The organism is Rhizobium sp. SEMIA4064 (genome assembly GCF_003025035.1).
In the GTDB taxonomy this organism is placed as follows: domain Bacteria; phylum Pseudomonadota; class Alphaproteobacteria; order Rhizobiales; family Rhizobiaceae; genus Rhizobium; species Rhizobium paranaense.
The window spans coordinates 52,373-67,946 of sequence record NZ_PYJN01000019.1 but is presented as its reverse complement, the minus strand read 5'-3'; the positions used below and the strand labels follow the sequence as shown (position 1 = coordinate 67,946).

The 15,574-nt window shown below is 60.0% G+C and carries 19 protein-coding genes; 12 read left to right on the top strand and 7 right to left on the bottom strand.

Annotated features, from left to right (window positions below):
• Nucleotides 1–7: 7 nt before the first annotated feature.
• Genes C9E91_RS14075 through hemP form a run of 4 tightly spaced genes read right to left on the bottom strand, consistent with a single transcriptional unit; the run spans nucleotide 8 to nucleotide 3,313 of the window.
• Entirely contained in the window at nucleotides 8–1,099 is a 1,092-nt protein-coding gene (locus C9E91_RS14075; protein WP_414124142.1) for a FecCD family ABC transporter permease, read from the bottom strand.
• A 20-nt stretch (nucleotides 1,100–1,119) separates the two neighbouring features.
• Entirely contained in the window at nucleotides 1,120–2,052 is a 933-nt protein-coding gene (locus C9E91_RS14070; RefSeq protein ID WP_107108926.1) for a heme/hemin ABC transporter substrate-binding protein, read from the bottom strand.
• Nucleotides 2,053–2,062: 10 nt separating this feature from the next.
• The gene (locus C9E91_RS14065; protein ID WP_107108925.1) at nucleotides 2,063–3,130 is read right to left on the bottom strand and encodes a hemin-degrading factor; all 1,068 of its coding nucleotides are present in this window, start codon (nucleotides 3,128–3,130) and stop codon (nucleotides 2,063–2,065) included.
• Nucleotides 3,131–3,139: 9 nt separating this feature from the next.
• Nucleotides 3,140–3,313, bottom strand: a complete 174-nt coding sequence (hemP, locus tag C9E91_RS14060) for a hemin uptake protein HemP (RefSeq protein ID WP_107109434.1) — start codon at nucleotides 3,311–3,313, stop codon at nucleotides 3,140–3,142.
• 186 nt (nucleotides 3,314–3,499) lie between these two features.
• Here hemP and C9E91_RS14055 point away from each other — a divergent pair, with 186 nt between their 5' ends.
• From C9E91_RS14055 to hmuQ, 5 genes are all read left to right on the top strand, one after another.
• Complete coding sequence (locus C9E91_RS14055; RefSeq protein WP_107108924.1) at nucleotides 3,500–3,946, top strand: hypothetical protein; 447 nt, start codon at nucleotides 3,500–3,502, stop codon at nucleotides 3,944–3,946.
• A gap of 4 nt (nucleotides 3,947–3,950) precedes the next feature.
• A complete protein-coding gene (locus C9E91_RS14050) occupies nucleotides 3,951–5,234 on the top strand; it encodes an energy transducer TonB (RefSeq protein ID WP_107108923.1) in 1,284 nt (427 codons plus the stop codon).
• Between the two features lie 122 nt (nucleotides 5,235–5,356).
• Nucleotides 5,357–5,755, top strand: coding sequence for a DUF2325 domain-containing protein (locus C9E91_RS14045; RefSeq protein ID WP_107108922.1), 399 nt, complete (start codon nucleotides 5,357–5,359; stop codon nucleotides 5,753–5,755).
• On the top strand, nucleotides 5,752–6,030 hold the full coding sequence (locus C9E91_RS14040; RefSeq protein WP_107108921.1) for a hypothetical protein: 279 nt from the start codon (nucleotides 5,752–5,754) through the stop codon (nucleotides 6,028–6,030). The genes C9E91_RS14045 and C9E91_RS14040 overlap by 4 nt, the downstream gene beginning before the upstream one ends.
• 18 nt (nucleotides 6,031–6,048) lie before the next feature.
• The gene (hmuQ, locus tag C9E91_RS14035) at nucleotides 6,049–6,363 is read left to right on the top strand and encodes a heme-degrading protein HmuQ (RefSeq protein WP_107108920.1); all 315 of its coding nucleotides are present in this window, start codon (nucleotides 6,049–6,051) and stop codon (nucleotides 6,361–6,363) included.
• Between the two features lie 44 nt (nucleotides 6,364–6,407).
• Here the strand turns inward: hmuQ and C9E91_RS14030 are convergent, their stop codons facing one another.
• From C9E91_RS14030 to C9E91_RS14020, 3 genes are all read right to left on the bottom strand, one after another.
• Complete coding sequence (locus tag C9E91_RS14030) at nucleotides 6,408–6,785, bottom strand: DUF423 domain-containing protein (protein ID WP_107109433.1); 378 nt, start codon at nucleotides 6,783–6,785, stop codon at nucleotides 6,408–6,410.
• Nucleotides 6,786–6,793: 8 nt separating this feature from the next.
• A complete protein-coding gene (locus C9E91_RS14025) occupies nucleotides 6,794–7,183 on the bottom strand; it encodes a group II truncated hemoglobin (RefSeq protein ID WP_107108919.1) in 390 nt (129 codons plus the stop codon).
• A gap of 90 nt (nucleotides 7,184–7,273) precedes the next feature.
• Complete coding sequence (locus C9E91_RS14020; RefSeq protein WP_107108918.1) at nucleotides 7,274–8,317, bottom strand: substrate-binding domain-containing protein; 1,044 nt, start codon at nucleotides 8,315–8,317, stop codon at nucleotides 7,274–7,276.
• A gap of 133 nt (nucleotides 8,318–8,450) precedes the next feature.
• Between C9E91_RS14020 and C9E91_RS14015 the strand changes: the two genes are divergently transcribed.
• The 7 genes from C9E91_RS14015 to C9E91_RS13985 all read left to right on the top strand — a co-directional run bounded on the left by C9E91_RS14015 (nucleotide 8,451) and on the right by C9E91_RS13985 (nucleotide 15,566).
• Entirely contained in the window at nucleotides 8,451–9,485 is a 1,035-nt protein-coding gene (locus C9E91_RS14015; RefSeq protein WP_107108917.1) for a Gfo/Idh/MocA family protein, read from the top strand.
• 13 nt (nucleotides 9,486–9,498) lie between these two features.
• Complete coding sequence (locus tag C9E91_RS14010; RefSeq protein ID WP_107108916.1) at nucleotides 9,499–10,392, top strand: sugar phosphate isomerase/epimerase family protein; 894 nt, start codon at nucleotides 9,499–9,501, stop codon at nucleotides 10,390–10,392.
• A gap of 248 nt (nucleotides 10,393–10,640) precedes the next feature.
• Nucleotides 10,641–11,909, top strand: coding sequence for an ABC transporter substrate-binding protein (locus C9E91_RS14005; RefSeq protein WP_107108915.1), 1,269 nt, complete (start codon nucleotides 10,641–10,643; stop codon nucleotides 11,907–11,909).
• A gap of 72 nt (nucleotides 11,910–11,981) precedes the next feature.
• The gene (locus C9E91_RS14000) at nucleotides 11,982–12,884 is read left to right on the top strand and encodes a carbohydrate ABC transporter permease (protein WP_107108914.1); all 903 of its coding nucleotides are present in this window, start codon (nucleotides 11,982–11,984) and stop codon (nucleotides 12,882–12,884) included.
• 1 nt (nucleotide 12,885) lies between these two features.
• On the top strand, nucleotides 12,886–13,770 hold the full coding sequence (locus C9E91_RS13995; RefSeq protein WP_107108913.1) for a carbohydrate ABC transporter permease: 885 nt from the start codon (nucleotides 12,886–12,888) through the stop codon (nucleotides 13,768–13,770).
• A 53-nt stretch (nucleotides 13,771–13,823) separates the two neighbouring features.
• On the top strand, nucleotides 13,824–14,924 hold the full coding sequence (locus tag C9E91_RS13990) for an ABC transporter ATP-binding protein (RefSeq protein ID WP_107108912.1): 1,101 nt from the start codon (nucleotides 13,824–13,826) through the stop codon (nucleotides 14,922–14,924).
• A gap of 78 nt (nucleotides 14,925–15,002) precedes the next feature.
• Nucleotides 15,003–15,566, top strand: a complete 564-nt coding sequence (locus C9E91_RS13985; RefSeq protein WP_107108911.1) for a TetR/AcrR family transcriptional regulator — start codon at nucleotides 15,003–15,005, stop codon at nucleotides 15,564–15,566.
• The last annotated feature ends 8 nt before the right edge of the window (nucleotides 15,567–15,574 follow it).

Genomic DNA, 15,574 nt, shown 5'->3' with positions numbered 1-15,574 from the left:
CGGAACCTCACAGGCTGAGGCGCGAACGCTGCCGAAGCAGCATCCACAGGAAGAAAGGCCCGCCGACACCCGCGGTGATGATGCCGATCGGCAGTTCGGCCGGCGAGACGACGGTGCGGGCCACCACGTCGGCGATGATCAGCAGCGAACCGCCGAGCAGGGCGGAAGCCGGCAGCAGGAAGCGATGGTCCGGGCCGATTGCCGTGCGCAGGATATGCGGCACGATGATGCCGACGAAGCCGATGCCGCCGCTGACCGCGACGGAAGCGCCAACCGCGGCCGCAACGCTGACGATGGCAATATTCTTCAGCCGCTGCACAGCGACGCCCATATGGAAGGCTGCTGCTTCGCCGAGCGTCAGCGCATTGAGGCCGCGCGCCATGAAGGGCAGTGGTAGCATGGAAAGGACGATGATCGGTCCGGTGGCGGCGATCTTGGTCCAGGTCGCGCCGGCGAGCGATCCCATGCTCCAGAAGGTGAGATCGCGCAGTTGCCGGTCATCGGCCATATAGATCAGCAAGCCGGTCGCTGCCAGCGCCAGCGCGCCGAGCGCAATGCCGGCCAGCAGCATGGTCGCTATGGATGTCAGTCCCTGTCGCGTCGCCACTCTGTAGAGAAGTATGGTCGTGACGAGGCCGCCGACAAAGGCTGCGATCGGTAGAGAGAAGATGCCGAAGACATGTGCGACCGGCGCGAGGATGCCGCCGAGGACGATCATCCCCACTGCGCCGAGGCTGGAGCCGGCCGAAATGCCGATCAGGCCGGGATCGGCCAGCGGATTTCGGAACAGGCCCTGCATGACCGCGCCGGAGACTGCGAGCCCGCCACCGATCAGGAATCCGAGAATGGCGCGGGGCAGGCGGATATCGAAGATGATGATGCGGTCGCGGTTGCTCAGCGCATTGTCGGCGCCGCCGTTCACCATGCTGCCGATGACGTCGACGATCGAGGCATCGGATGCGCCGGTGGTGATCGAAAAAGCGAACGCAAGAAGGGCGGCGATGACGAGGCCGGTCAGCACGAAGAGGGAGAGTGCAGTGCGGTCGCCCTCGCGGTGGTGGCGGTCCCTTCGGTGCGACATGCGCTTCAGCCCCGGCATGACCTCGTTGAGCGCCACCCTCAGCCTCCGTAGATCGCGGCATTCAGCTCGCGCACGGCACCTGCGGTGCGCGGCCCGAAGCCGAGCAGATGCAGCCCATCCATGCGGACGATCGCCTTTTGGCTGGCCGCGGGTGTCAGCGAAATTGCCGGCTGCTTCAACAGGTCGTCGTCTTTCATCGACAGCGGACCTTCGCGATCCATGATGAGGATCACGTCGGGCTTTGCCTCGATGATCGCTTCGTCGGTCATTGGCTTGTAGCCTGAGAAATTGCCGACGGCATTGATGGCCCCGGCAAGCTTGATGATGCCCTCGGCGGCGGTATTGCTGCCGGAGGCGAGGATCTTGCCGTTCTGGTTGCTAAGGATGAAAAGCACACGTTTGCGTTCGGCCTGCGGGCGCTTCTCGGAGTCTGCAATTGCCGCATCGAGATCGGCGGCAACCTTGTCTTCCAGTGCCTTCGCCTTGTCGGGCACACCGAGCAGTGAGCCGACGACGTCGATTTTCTTCAGGATGCCGGCGCGGTCATAGGTCTGCGGCACTGTCTCGAAAGGTATGCTGGCATTGCGCAACACTGCCAAAGCCTCCGGCGGACCGGAACCGTCCACGGCAACGATGGCGGTCGGATTGACGGCGAGGATGCCCTCCGGCGACAGCGCCCGCATATAACCGACATCGGGCAACTTGGCTGCCGCCTCCGGATACGTGCTGGTGGAGTCGCGGGCGATCAGCCTGCTTTCCTCGCCGAGCGCATAGATGATTTCGGTGACGTCGCCGCCGACCGAAACGAGGCGGGATGTATCGATCTTCGGCGCTTCCGCAGCATGAGCGCGCTCGACCAGACCATAGCCGCCCTTGACCGGGCTCGCGGGAACAAGCGGCAGAGCCATCACCAGCGCGGTCAGCGCGATTTCCCACGGCTTGATGCGCTTGAGGTTCTTCAGCATCGTCATGGCTCGATCCTTACGCGGCGACGCTGGCGTCGGCCTTCGGCAGATTTTCGATGATGGCGCGCCAGTCGGGACGCTCGTCGAAGCCTTCCTTCCGCTTGCCGAAGAACTGGATGATCATCTCGCCTTTGGCGTTGTAGGCTTCGAGCGAGGTGACGTGACCGTCTTTCGTCGGCTTACGCACGGCCCAGGCCTCGGCGATGTGATCCTTGCGCAGATGCAGATGGAAGGTGGGGTCCATGATGTTGATCCACGGACCCATGGCCTGCACGTTGAAGATCGGGCCGGAATGAATCTGCACGATGCCGTCATTGGCGACGAAGCACATGATCGGCAGACCTTCGCGAACGGCGGTATGCATCATCTCGGCGACCGCGTTCGTCTCCAGTTTCCAGGCATAATCGTCGCCGACCGTGCGGATTGCCGCCTGGCGGCCGATCTTCAGCTTTTTCAGCATGCCGAAGAATTCATGCGTGTCCGTCATGCGGCTCCAGTGGTCGCGCAGTTCGTACCGGCTGACGTCGCCGTCGATCTCGCCGTTGTCATAGCCGGAGCGATCCTCGACAAAATCCTGCGACTGGTCTTCGAGCCGCAGTTCGGCGACCATGGCGTGATAGGCTTCGACATCCGAGGCGGGGCGCAGATGCACCTTATGAACGGCGTCGCCGGCCTTATCGAAGAACTGCAGGCTGAGCCGCTGCTGGTCGCCATCGGTCTTGATGACGGCGAAGGCATGCGCCCAGCGCTTCGGGAAGATGCGCAGGTCGATATTTTCGCCGAGCACGATGGCCGCCTGCGCGCCTGATTTGATGTTTTCGTAAGCCCCGATCTTTTCGTGCACCGCGCTTTCGTTGCGCGACAGCGCCAGGACTTCGCCGAGGGAAGCAATGTGGGCAAGGAACCGGTGGGCATCGGCATCGATGCGGGTAGCGGAAATGCCGACTTCAGCGGCGACTAGGGCCGCTTCGGAAACACCCAAGCGAGCCGCGATATCGCGCTCGCGCATTTTCGAATTTTCGGCGCGAAAGGCGCGAATATCGGCTGGGGCCAATCGGGTCGTTTCTCTGGTCGTCTCAGTCATCTGCAATGCCTATTTGTTGAGAATGAGTTTGCCTTGGCGCGTGATTTTCATCCGGTAGATGACGCCCTCGTGCCTGATCATGATTTCAGTCTGGCCACGAAAAATATCCGTGCTCTCGACAATTCTAATGTGCGGTGCGGCAGTCGGCGGCACCGGCTGTATTGGTGTTTTCTCAGCAATCATCCTGCTTGGTTTTGCCTGAAAATTCATAGGAAGCCGGGCTCTGCTCCGGCCAGATTTATCTTGACTCACATACTCAAGGTTTCCTAAAGACGCAATAGAAGACTTTGAGAGTCAAGTTTTAATTTTGGGCGATGAACGCGCGGCATTGATCCGCGCTCGCCAGCAAAGATTCAGGAGAGATTGCCGATGCCGACGAAGACGATTTTGGCGGTGGCTGCCGGCGGGCTGTTCACCATTGCCTCCTGCCTCCCGGCCTTCGCTCAGGATTCGACTGCGGCTTCGACGAACGCGCCGAAGCTCAATGTCGAACTGAACGCGCTCGTGCCGTCTCAGAAGGGCTGCATGATGACCTTCGTCGCGGAAAACGATCTGGCGACGCCGATCGGCAAGATCTCCTTCGAGCTCGCCTTCTTCAACGACAAGAACGCAGTCGACCGTGTGACCGTCCTCGATTTCCGCGACCTGCCGGTCGGCAAGAAGCGGGTGCGGCAATTCGATATGCCTGGGGTGAAGTGCGAGAGCGTCAGCCGCATCATCATCAATGACACGCCGGTGTGCGATGGTCCGGCGGCGGGCGAATGCAAAGCAGCGCTGACGACACGTTCGCAGCTCAACGTTCCTTTCGAAGGCTGAGATCATGGCCTCCCGCTCGGTCAAGGTTTCCATCGAGCGTCGCCGCACTGGCGGTGACATGAATGACAATTATCCGAGCGTCCTTCCAGGCCACGAGCTAACCGGCCTAGATGGCTTGCCGAGGCCGCCAGCCGCCGAGGCGGTTGTTCATTATAGCCGCTTTGCCCAAATTGGTTCCTTTCCCGCCCATCCTGCCGAGCCTGTGCCAGATGCGTCAGAGCCGCCCATCATGGAGCTGCCGGCGGAGAGACCGAACCAGGCTCTTTCGACGGGCAAGAGAACAGTCACCTTCGCCTGCCTCGGCTCCTTCCTTTTTCACGCCGCCATTGTCGCCGCTTTGCTGGTGACGATGGTTGCTGCGCCCGAAGATGCCGTGGAAGAGGCGGGCGATACCGTCAGCGTCATCATGCTCGGCAGCTCCGATATGGACCAGATGTCGGCAGGTGAGGAAAGCAAGGACCCGCAGCCCGAAGAGATAACGGCAGATGTCGTGCAGCCGGAGACGGTGCAGCCAGCCGACGTAAAGCTCGCAGAAACGGAAGCTGTTCAGCCGATGCCCAAGACCATGGAGGTAGCGCAGCCGTCGCAACCGCTGCAACAGGTGTCCCCGGAAACCGTCGTCAGCCCGGAACCGGAGGTGCTGGCGACTGAGTCTCCGGCCGAGACAACAGTGGTTCAGCCGATGACGGCAATGGCGCAGCCGACGGATGCGGAGCCTGCCGAAGTCCGGCCCGCGGAGCCCGTTGAAGTACAGCCGGCGGAAACCGCGCAAGCAGCCGTGCCACCTACCGAAGTGGTGACCCCGGTCGAAAAACCGGTTCAGCCAGCCAAACCGGTCGAAAAGCCGAAGGATATCGTCAAGAAGCAGCCGCCGGAGGTCGCAAAGAAGGCTGGCTCCGGCGGTGAGAGCGAGCAGGATTCGAAGAAGGGCTCTGCCGAAGGGACGGAAACGGTGCAGTCGAATGGGAATTCGCAGGCCGACGGCCAGCGCACGGGCTCGGGCAGTGCGGCAGTCGCCAACTATCCAGGCAAAGTGCAGTCCCGCATTCGCCGCGCCGTCCGCCTGTCTTCGAAATACGAAAAGGGCATAACGGTTCGTGTGCGTCTGACGATTGGTGCGAGCGGTGAACTCAGTTCACTTTCCGTAGCGCGGAGTTCCGGCATTCCTGAACTGGATGATGCCGTCACGGACGGTGTTCGCCGCGCCGCGCCGTTTCCGCCTCTGCCTCCGGAATGGGGCAAGCCTAGCTGGTCCTTCACGCAAGAGGTTCAGGTGACAGGACGATAGGTCGCAATAAAATATGACATAAATTATCAACTTTATACTTTACTGCAAAAATCAACTTTAATATGGTCCGCTTGCGCTCGCCGGAATCGAGCGCGCAAGAGCAACCAGCAAACGGGTGACGCATGGCGCGTAAGGGGAAAAGGGATTTTGGCCGCGATAGCCGCGAGGCGCAAACGCCGGCGCAGGTATCGGCAAGGTCCAGTCTCGACGGGCGCAGCTTCCTTTATGTCGGCGGCCGCGATTGCCAGGTCGCTCATCTTCGCCAGATCGCCAGCAACTTTGGCGCCGAGCTGATCCATCACGACGGGGGTTTGCGTGAAGCAGTGTCGCGCATCGACACCGTGCTGCCTTCCGTCGACTGCGTCTTCTGCCCGATCGACTGTATCAGCCACGATGCTTGCCTGCGGGTGAAGACCGGCTGCAAGAAATTCGGCAAGGCTTTCATACCTTTGCGCAACGGCAGCAAGTCGAGCCTCGAGCGGGCGCTGCAGACCATGAACGAACGAGACAATTCCCGATGACTGACAAAGGCCCTGACGGGTTCATGATGATCGGCCTGCATAAGCTGGCCTCGCAGAATGGCGACGGCCTAGTGCCGGAACTCTACGAGTTGCTGATGCGTCGCGCCGAAGAGCAGCGACAGGCTCCAAACGTGACGGCTTTTCCCTTTTGGCAAGCGCGGCTTCCAGGCGAAGCACCGGATGCGCCGCTCGGCATTTCTGCGCGCGACGGCACGAATGTCATTGCCTTTACACAACAGCCGGGCAAAACTGCCGAGCGCCGCAAGAAGGTTTGACCGCCGGGAGATCCAGCCATGTACATTGCGATGAACCGCTTCAAGGTGATCATCGGTTCGGAGAGCGCTTTTGAGGCCGTTTGGAAAGGCCGCGATTCACGGCTGGAAGAGGTCCCCGGTTTCGTGGAATTCCGCCTGCTGCGCGGCGGCACGAATGTGGAAGAGGGCTTTACGCTGTTTTCCTCGCACACGATCTGGCGCAGCGAAGAGGATTTCCTCAACTGGACGAAATCCGAGAATTTCCGCATGGCGCACCGCAATGCCGGGGATAACAAGGCGCTCTATTGGGGACCGCCTCGCTTCGAGGGATTCAATGTGGTTGCCGGGGTTTGACGGCGTCGCCATATATCAGTCAGGCGAGATGAGCCGCCGGTTCTTCAAGCTTCCGCCGCGGCTCTTTTAAAGAACGCGCCCAGAGCCACTACGGCCCATCCCGCTATCATACCGAGCCCTCCTGTGGGTGCGGCAAGCGGGAAAAGCGAATCGCCGCCGAAATGGCGGCTGACGAGATCGCCGGCAAAGATCAGTGTTCCCAACCCAAGCAGCACCGCCGCTACCGGCGCGGTGCGGATACGGTCGTATCCGGCGTGGAGCGCAAGCAGGGCAGGGGCATGTGCCAGGCACATGATCGAGGCAGACCCGAGAAAATGCGCATCACCGCCATGGGATGCCGCGGCTGCGAGCGCGACACCGGCGCCGCCGAGAATGCCGGCAATAAACAGGGTGAGTGGACGGATTGGGGCGCTGAAGCTCATGTCTTTTGTCATTCCCGGTTCTGCATGTGAAAGGCAAGGCGCTCGATCGGCTCCCAGATGATGGCCCGAAGCTTCTCGTTTTCGATGGTTTCGTCCATGGCGCGGCGGAAGCAGAGCAACCATTCGTCTCGCTCTTTTGGGCCGATAGCGGCGATGAAATGGCGGCTACGCAGGCGCGGATGGCCGCGTTTTTCGATATAGAGCTGCGGTCCGCCGAGATAGCCGGTCAGATATTCGTAGAGTTTCTCGCTGGAGCCTTCGAGGCTTGGCGGATGCACGGCGCGGCAGTTCGCTGCTTCCGGCAGCGTATCCATCAGGTCATAGAAACGCGCTGTCAGCGCCCGCACGGTCCGATCGCCGCCGATTGCCTGGTAAAGTGTGATGGTCTCTTCGCTCAAATGCCGGCCCCTTTTTGCGATGTCCTACATGGCAACTGACAGGCTGTGCCGCAACCGTCGACGCGGCCGGTGCGGCGTTTCGGCGCTGCTTTATTTTTTGGTCCCTAGCTCGAAAGCGTCGCTTTCCCCAGGCATGAGTTCGAGCGGCCAGATCGTCTGGCGCGTCTTCCCGGGGTATTCCTCGCTGTAGGCGGGCATGCCGGAAAGCAGGATCTCCGCCAGCTCGACGCCAAGATCATGCAGCGAGGTGCGAAAGCAAGTGAGTGGCGGCTGCAGGAATTTGGCACGCGGCGCCTCGCGAAAGCCTACGACGGCGATGTCTCGCCCGGGAATGATGCCGGATTCCATTACGCGCCGGTAGAAGCCAATGGCCATCAATTCGTAGATCAGGATGACGGCCGTTGGCCTGTCTTCGAGGCGCAACAGCTCATCGGCAACCTGATAGCCGCCCTGTTCGCTCGATTTGGCGCGTATGACCAGGGCCGGGTCATGGATGATGCCATGCCGTTCCAGCGCCCGGCGATAGCCCTCCACAAAAACGAAACCGAGATTGATATCGCTGGAGGGCGCGCTGATGGCGATACGGCGGTGCCCATGCGCCACGAGGCGGTCGACTGCGCTGTTGACGACACCATCAAAATCCAGATCGATCCAGGAGGCGTTGCCGTCCGAAAGGCTGCGGCCAAGCGCTACGAAAGGGATTTTCGTCTTGGCGAGCAAATCGAAACGCTTGTCGACGCGTTGCGTCTCCGAAATGATCAGCGCATCGACGATGCGTCTTGCCACCATCCGCTTCAGATATTCATAGGGATCTTCATCATGCGGGCAGGGCAACATGACCAGATCGAGTTTGTGGCGCGAGAATACACTCTGCAGCCCGCCCGTGACGGTCAGGAAGAAATTGTCGCTGTTTTCAACGGTTTCCCTGCTGGATTGAATCATCAGGCCGATGACATTCGTCGTGCCCTGCCGAAGGCTGCGGCCTGATTGGTTCGCCACATAGCCAAGCTGTTCTGCTGCGGCGAGCACGCGCTTGCGGGTCTCTTCATTGACATCCGGCTTGCCGTTTAGCGCCCGCGACACCGTGCCGATCGAGATATCGAGATGTTCGGCAAGCTGACGGATTCCCTTCATAGACTGCGATTTTCCTTCCTGCGGCAATTTCCGGTCTCCCTCTATTGACACAGTAAAATCTTTTCGCATAGGATCGTAAACGTTTACGGGACGTGTGTCACGAGGAGTTTGGCGCCGTTCGCTGGAGGAAATCGTGAAATTTAACGCCATTCTGTGCGGGTGCGGAGCTATGTCCAAGGGCTGGCTCAGGGCCATCGCCTCGACCCCGGCGCTTGCCGAATCCATTCAGATCGTCGGTCTGGTCGATCTCAATCGAGCGACCGCTGAAGGCCTCGCGAAAGAGTTCTCTCTCGAGAATGCCGTGATCGGCTCGGATCTGGCCGAGGTCATTGCCGCGACGAAGGCCGATCTGGTGTTCGATGTCGTCATCCCCGCCGCCCGTTTCGGCGTCGTTTCGACCGCGCTGAAGGCTGGCTGCCATGTGTTGAGCGAAAAGCCGATGGCAACCTCGCTGGCCGAGGGCGCTGCCCTTATCGATCTCGCCACCGAGACCGGCAAGGTGCATGCCATCATCCAGAACCGCCGCTTCATCTCTGGCGTGCGCCGCATGCGCCGTTTCGTAGAGGAGGGGGCGATCGGCGAGCTCACCGGCATCCATTGCGATTTCTTCCTCGGCCCGCATTTTGGCGGGTTCCGTGAGGAGATGGACAATGTGCTTCTGCTCGACATGGCCATCCATACGTTCGATGCCGCCCGTTTCGTTGCCGGCAAGACGCCGCTTTCAGTCTATTGCGTGGAGAAAAATCCCGCGGGCTCCTGGTACAGGCACGGCGCGTCGGCGCATGCGCTATTCGAATTTTCCGACGATGTCGTCTTCAGCTATCGCGGCTCCTGGTGTGCCGAAGGCAAGCGCACGAGCTGGGAGAGCCAATGGCGGATTACTGGCAGCAGGGGCATGCTGACCTGGGACGGCGAAGAGCATTTCGAAGCTTCCGTTGCCGGCCGTGAGCCCGGCCTGCTGCACGGTTTTACCCCAATCGAAGTCCCCGGTCCCGAGCATGATGAGGAGACACATGGGCATGCCAGCGTTATCGCGTCGTTCATCGAGGCGGTGAAAACAGGCGAGCGGCCGGAAACCGATAGCCGCGACAACATCCACAGCCTCGCCATGGTCCTCGGTGCGATCGAAAGCGCCAAATCGGGCCGACGTATCGACATTTCAGCATAAGGACAGTGAGATCATGACAAATCCGGCAAAGGCCATCCGCATTGGCACGATGATCAGGGCGACCAACGAAGATGCCGCCGCGGGCATTGCCAAGATCGCCGATCTCGGCTTCGAAAGCTTCGAACCCTTCTTCTGGCAGACGACCAACGGCCAGAACCTTGCGGAACTCGGCAAGCGCTGCCTCGATGCGATCGGCAGCCGCGACATCACCATTTCGTCGATCGGCATGTTCGGCAATCCGCTCGAAGGCACCGAGCTTGACCAGCAGACACTGCAGGGCTGGAAGGATTGCATCGACAATGCCCATCATTTTGGCGCGACCTGCGTTGCGGGCTTCACCGGCCGCATCCGTAACAAGCCGCTCACTGACAGCCTGCCGCGCTACAAGCAGGTCTGGAGCGAGCTTGCCAAGCGCGCCGCCGACAAGGGCATCAAGATTGCGTTTGAGAATTGCGCCATGGACGGCAATTGGGCGACCGGCGACTGGAACATCGCACACAACCCGGATGCCTGGGAGCTGATGTTCAACGAGACCCCGGACGACAATCTCGGCTTGGAATGGGAGCCGTGCCATCAAATGGTCTATCTGATCGAGCCGCTGCCGCAGATTCGCAAATGGGCGAAGAAGATTTTCCACGTCCATGGCAAGGATGCGACCATCCGCTGGGACGTCATCAGGGAACACGGCATTTTCGGCAAGGAGAAGTTCGTCTTCATGCGCACGCCGGGTTTTGGCGACAGCAATTGGACGGATATCATCTCCGAATTGCGTCTCGCCGGCTGGTCCGGTTCGATCGACATCGAAGGCTGGCACGATCCGGTCTATCGCGATGAGCTGGAAATGACTGGCCAGATCCATGGCCTGAACTATCTCAAGAAGAGTCGCGGCGGCGAATTCGTCGAATAGCGCGCAGTCGCCTAAATCCGGATCGATTTAGGGGAGGAGTTGTGCGCTAATTCGGGACGCTGGAGCGGCTCTCTATAACGCTTCAGCCTAGCCCGGGCGTCGAAACGGAGGAGCGTTGCGAGGTCGAAGGACTGTTTGCCGGGCTCAGGTGGCGGACAGACATAAAGCCAAGAGGAAAACGCCGATCGGCATCGCGAGCCATGCCATCGGGCGGGTACCGTCACGGTTCGCAAAGTGGAGGAGAATATATGAACATGTTTTCGAAGCTGGCGATCACGGCCGGCATGTCGCTCCTGTTGGCTGCCGGCGTGGCGCAAGCCCAGAGCAAGACATTTAACGTCTGGTGGTTCGAGTTGCCGGACACGCCTCAGGCCAAGGCCTGGACCAAGGCTCTTGAAACGCTCAAGGCCAAGCATCCGGATATCACCATCAATTTCGAACAGAAGACCTTCGAGCAATTGCAGAAGGCAGGCAGTCTTATCCTCAATTCGGATCAGGCTCCGGACCTTCTCGAATACAACAAGGGCAATGCCACGGCCGGTCTCGTCGCGTCTCAAGGCCTGCTGACGCCACTTGACGACCAATTCAAGTCGCGCGGCTGGGACAAGATCCTCAACGAAACCAACACCCAGCTCAGCAAATATGATGCCAACGGCATTTACGGTTCAGGCCCGATGATCGGTGTTCCGACCTATGCCGAATTCGTCTCGGTCTTCTATAATATCGATATGTTCCAGGCCAACGGCGTGAAAGTGCCGACCACGCTGGAGGAATTCGAAGCCGCTCTCGACACCTTCAAGAAGAAGGGCATTACGCCGCTTGCCTATGGCACGGTGGATTCCAACGCGCAGCACCTGCTTTATACGCTGGCCCTGACGCAAGCCGACGACACCTGGGTCAAGAACTATCAGGGCCTCAAGGCACCGCTCGACACCAAACCCTTCCTGTTCGCCGCACAGAAGATCGTCGACTGGGTGAGCAAGGGCTATATCTCCAAGGATTCGACCGGCCTCAAGGGCACGGGCGGTGCCGACAACCTGTTCTCCTCCGGTAAATCGCCAATGTTTGTCAGCGGTACCTGGAACAATGGCAATTTCGCGACCAATATCAAGAACTTCAAGTGGAGTCAGTTCGTCTTCCCGACACCGAAATACAGCACCGGTTCGACCGGCAACCTGTTCATGGTGCCGAAGAGCTCCAAGAACAAGGATCTCGCCTACGAATTCATCGATCTGGTGCTAGGCAAGGAGAACCAGAATCTGGACGCCAATCTCGGCGGCGTCGCCATCGCCGCTGATCCGGCCGTGATCACCGACGAGGTCGGCAAGCGCAATGTCGAGCTCTTCAGCCAGATTTCCGGCAAGGGCGGTCTTGGCCTCTATCCGGACTGGCCGGTGCCGGGCTACTACGAGCTTCTCATCCAGGCGACCACCGGTCTGGTGAACGGCTCGACGACGCCCGACCAATTCGTCGCGCGCCTGAAGAAGGCCTATGACGACGTGCAGGCGGCTCAATAAAACCATCGGCAACAATTCACGGCGGCGGGACGGCTTCAAAGCCGCCTCGCTGTATCGAACTGGAGGAATTTGATGGAGAAGTCGCAGAACGCCGGGAGAGCAGGGTACTATCTTTATATAATCCCAGGCATGCTGGGATTTACCCTGGTGGTGCTCGTTCCGTTGATCGCCAACTTCGTGATCAGCTTTACCACCTGGAAAGGTGGAAACATTGCACCGCGCTATGTCGGACTTGAGAACTACCAGAGGCTGCTCGCCGATACGGTGTTCTGGAGTTCGATCCAGCACACGGTTCTGTTCATCATTTCGATGACGATCGTGCCCATTCTGCTTGGATTGGTTCTGGCGGCGGTTCTGTTCGACTATATCAGCGCGCAGTTTAGCGAGACTTGGTCGAGTTTCTTTCGCGCTGGCTTCTATCTGCCGCAGATTTTGCCGCTGACGGCCGCCGGCGTTCTCTGGGCGTGGATCCTCAACCCGGTCGGTATCATCAATGCGGTGCTGAAAGGGATTGGCCTCGATTTCCTGGCGAAGAATTGGCTGGGGGACGCAAGCTTTGCACTCTGGGCCGTGTCCGCCGTTATCGTCTGGGTCCAGGTCGGCTATTGCCTCGTCGTGTTCATGTCCGGATTGGCGCGCGTCGATCCCTCGCTCTATGAAGCTGCCGAACTCGACAACGCGAGCTGGTTCGGGCGTTTCCGCTACATCACGATCCCCATGCTCATGCCCGAGATTTTTGTCGTCGCCCTTACGACGCTGATCGCGGCCCTCAAGGTCTTCGCGCCGATCTATGTTCTGACGTCGGGCGGCCCCGACAACGCGACGACGGTGCCGTCCTATCTGTCCTACTATCATTTCTTCACGACAAACCGCGTCGGCTATGCAGCGGCGATCGCGACCTTGCAGACCGTGATGACGATCGTGCTCGGCATCCTCTTCCTACGCATGCAGTCGAAACAAGAGGGAGGGCGCTGACATGACGACCACGGTGTCGCTTTCGACTGAAGTTGCATCGGAAATGCATGTGCATCATGGCCAGAAGAAGGGCTTTGCCCGCTGGGTCGTCCTGGCTATCCTGCTCATTCTTCTTGCTGCCACGCTCTTTCCATTCCTGCTGGCGGCTTTGAATGCCATCAAGACGCCGGCGGACTATGCGGCCAATGGTCCGCTTGCCCTACCGCATAGTTTCGACCTGACAGCGCTCAAGAACTTCTGGACGACTGTCGATTTCACCCGCAAGCTCCTTAACAGCATTCTGATCAGCGGATGCACGGCCATCTTGGCCGTGGTCCTCAGCCTGCTCAATGCCTATGCCATCGGCATCGGGCGCGTGCGGGGCGGGAAAGCATTGCTGGTGATCCTACTGATTTCCATCATGGCCCCGCAGGAGGCGCTGGTTTACCCGCTCTACTATATGGCCAAGCAGACCGGTTTGTTCGACTCGATGCTCGCCGTCATCCTGATCTTCGGCGTCTTGCACACCGCGTTCGGGACTTATCTTTTGTCATCGGTGCTGACGACGTTCCCGCGCGAGATCATTGAGGCTGCGCAGCTTGACAATGCGAGCCGATGGCAAATCCTTTGGAAGGTGATCGTGCCGGTGCTGCGGCCGACGCTTGCCGTGCTGGCAACCTTCTTCTTCATCTGGACCTGGAATGAGTTCCTGATTCCCCTGGTTTTCCTGGTCTCCAACAATAATCAGACAGTCTCCGTTGCCATGGGCGTGTTGTCGGGCGCCAATACGCAGGACCCGACCGCGATTGCTGCGGCGTCGTTGCTCGGCGTCACGCCGACGGTGATCTTCTTCCTGATTTTCCAGCGCACGCTGACGCGTGGCGTAGCCGTTGGTGCTGTCAAATAGACCGAGGGAAAAGGCAGGTCTGACAAGGTTCAATTCTCCTGGAGGAGGAAAAAGTGGCAGGTATCAACATCAAATCCCTCAGCAAGCATTTCGGTGCGGTGCAGGTTCTCAACGACATAGACCTGACGATAGAGCGGGGAGAGTTTGTCGTGTTCCTGGGCGGGTCGGGTTGCGGCAAGTCCACCTTGCTGCGGATGATTGCCGGGCTGGAATCGATTACGAGCGGCGAGATCTGGATCGGCGGCAAGCGCGTCGACCAGCTTCCGCCGGGCGAGCGCGGCGTGTCGATGGTGTTCCAGTCCTACGCGCTTTATCCGCATATGACGGTTCGCGACAACATGTCGTTCGGCCTCAGGAACATCAAGACGCCGAAGGCAGAGATCCAGAAGCGCATCGATGCAGCCGCCAAGATATTGGAAATGCCGCATCTGCTCGACCGCAAGCCGTCCGAACTTTCCGGCGGGCAGCGCCAACGTGTCGCCATCGGCCGCGCCATCGTGCGGGAACCCGAGGTCTTCCTGTTCGACGAGCCGCTGTCCAACCTCGATGCCGGTCTGCGCACCCGCACGCGTGTCGAGCTTGCTCAATTGCATGAGCGACTGGGCGCGACGATGGTCTTCGTCACCCACGACCAGGTCGAGGCGATGACGCTCGCCGACCGGATCGTATTGCTGAACAACAAGAAGATCGAACAGGTGGCAACACCTGTGGAGATCTATACGCGTCCGGCAACGCGCTACGTCGCTCAGTTTGTCGGCTCCCCGGGCATGAACTTCGTTGGTGTGGCCGATGTCGGCGAAGCCGGCGGCTTTGCGACGGCGACCTTGCCGGATGGATCTGTCATCAAGACGGCCATTCCGCTGAATGGTATCATGCGGTCCGAACTGACGCTCGGCATCCGGCCCGAATATCTGGTGGTCACGACGGCGGAGAAGGGCGATATTGCCGGCACCGTCGAGACGGTGGAGAGATTGGGCGACCGCTCGCTCGTCCATGTCAGGCTGAAGGACGGCTCGAAGATCATCGGAACCGATCCGGGCATGACCACCATCGCCACGGGGGCGCCGATCGCCTTTGCCGTCAACAGCGCCAAGCTGACGATCTTCGACCAGAACGATGTCGCGCATCATTCCGCGATCGAGGGAACGCACTAACAGCCAGAATAACCGCGGGCGGCGGCCCCCACCAAACTTATCATTGACGAAACCGTCTAATTGGTATGTTATGTTGGCATGTCTGACGCGCACCACAGAAAGAAGCAGCCTTTGCTCGTCCGCCAGCAGTTGCTGGAGGTTGCTGCACGGCTGGCTTCGGAGAAGGGGATGACGGCGGTGACGCTGGATGCAGTTTCCGGCGCTTCCGGGGTCAGCAAAGGCGGGCTGCTGCACCATTTTCCCAACAAGAATACGCTTCTGGAGGCATTGTTCGATAGTCTGCTCGAGCGCCTGGACGGGGCAATCGAAGAGGCGATGCGCGCCGATCCGTTGCCGCACGGACGTTTTACGCGCGGCTATCTCCGGGCCTGCCTCGCGCTTCGCGATCAGCCGCAGGAAACGAGGGATTGGGCGCAGGTGACGATGGTGCTGCTCAGCGAGCCGCACTTGCGGCAGCGCTGGCGCGATTGGGTGCGCGAACGCAGCGAGGAATATGTCGGCACGGACTCTTCGGCGGATGCCGCGATCGTGCGTCTGGCGACCGATGGGATCTGGCTTGCCGACCTGCTCGGCAGCCATGAGATGGATGAGAGCGCCCGCGAGAAGCTGGTCGACCGGCTCATCGAACTCACGCAGCTTTAAAAATTAAG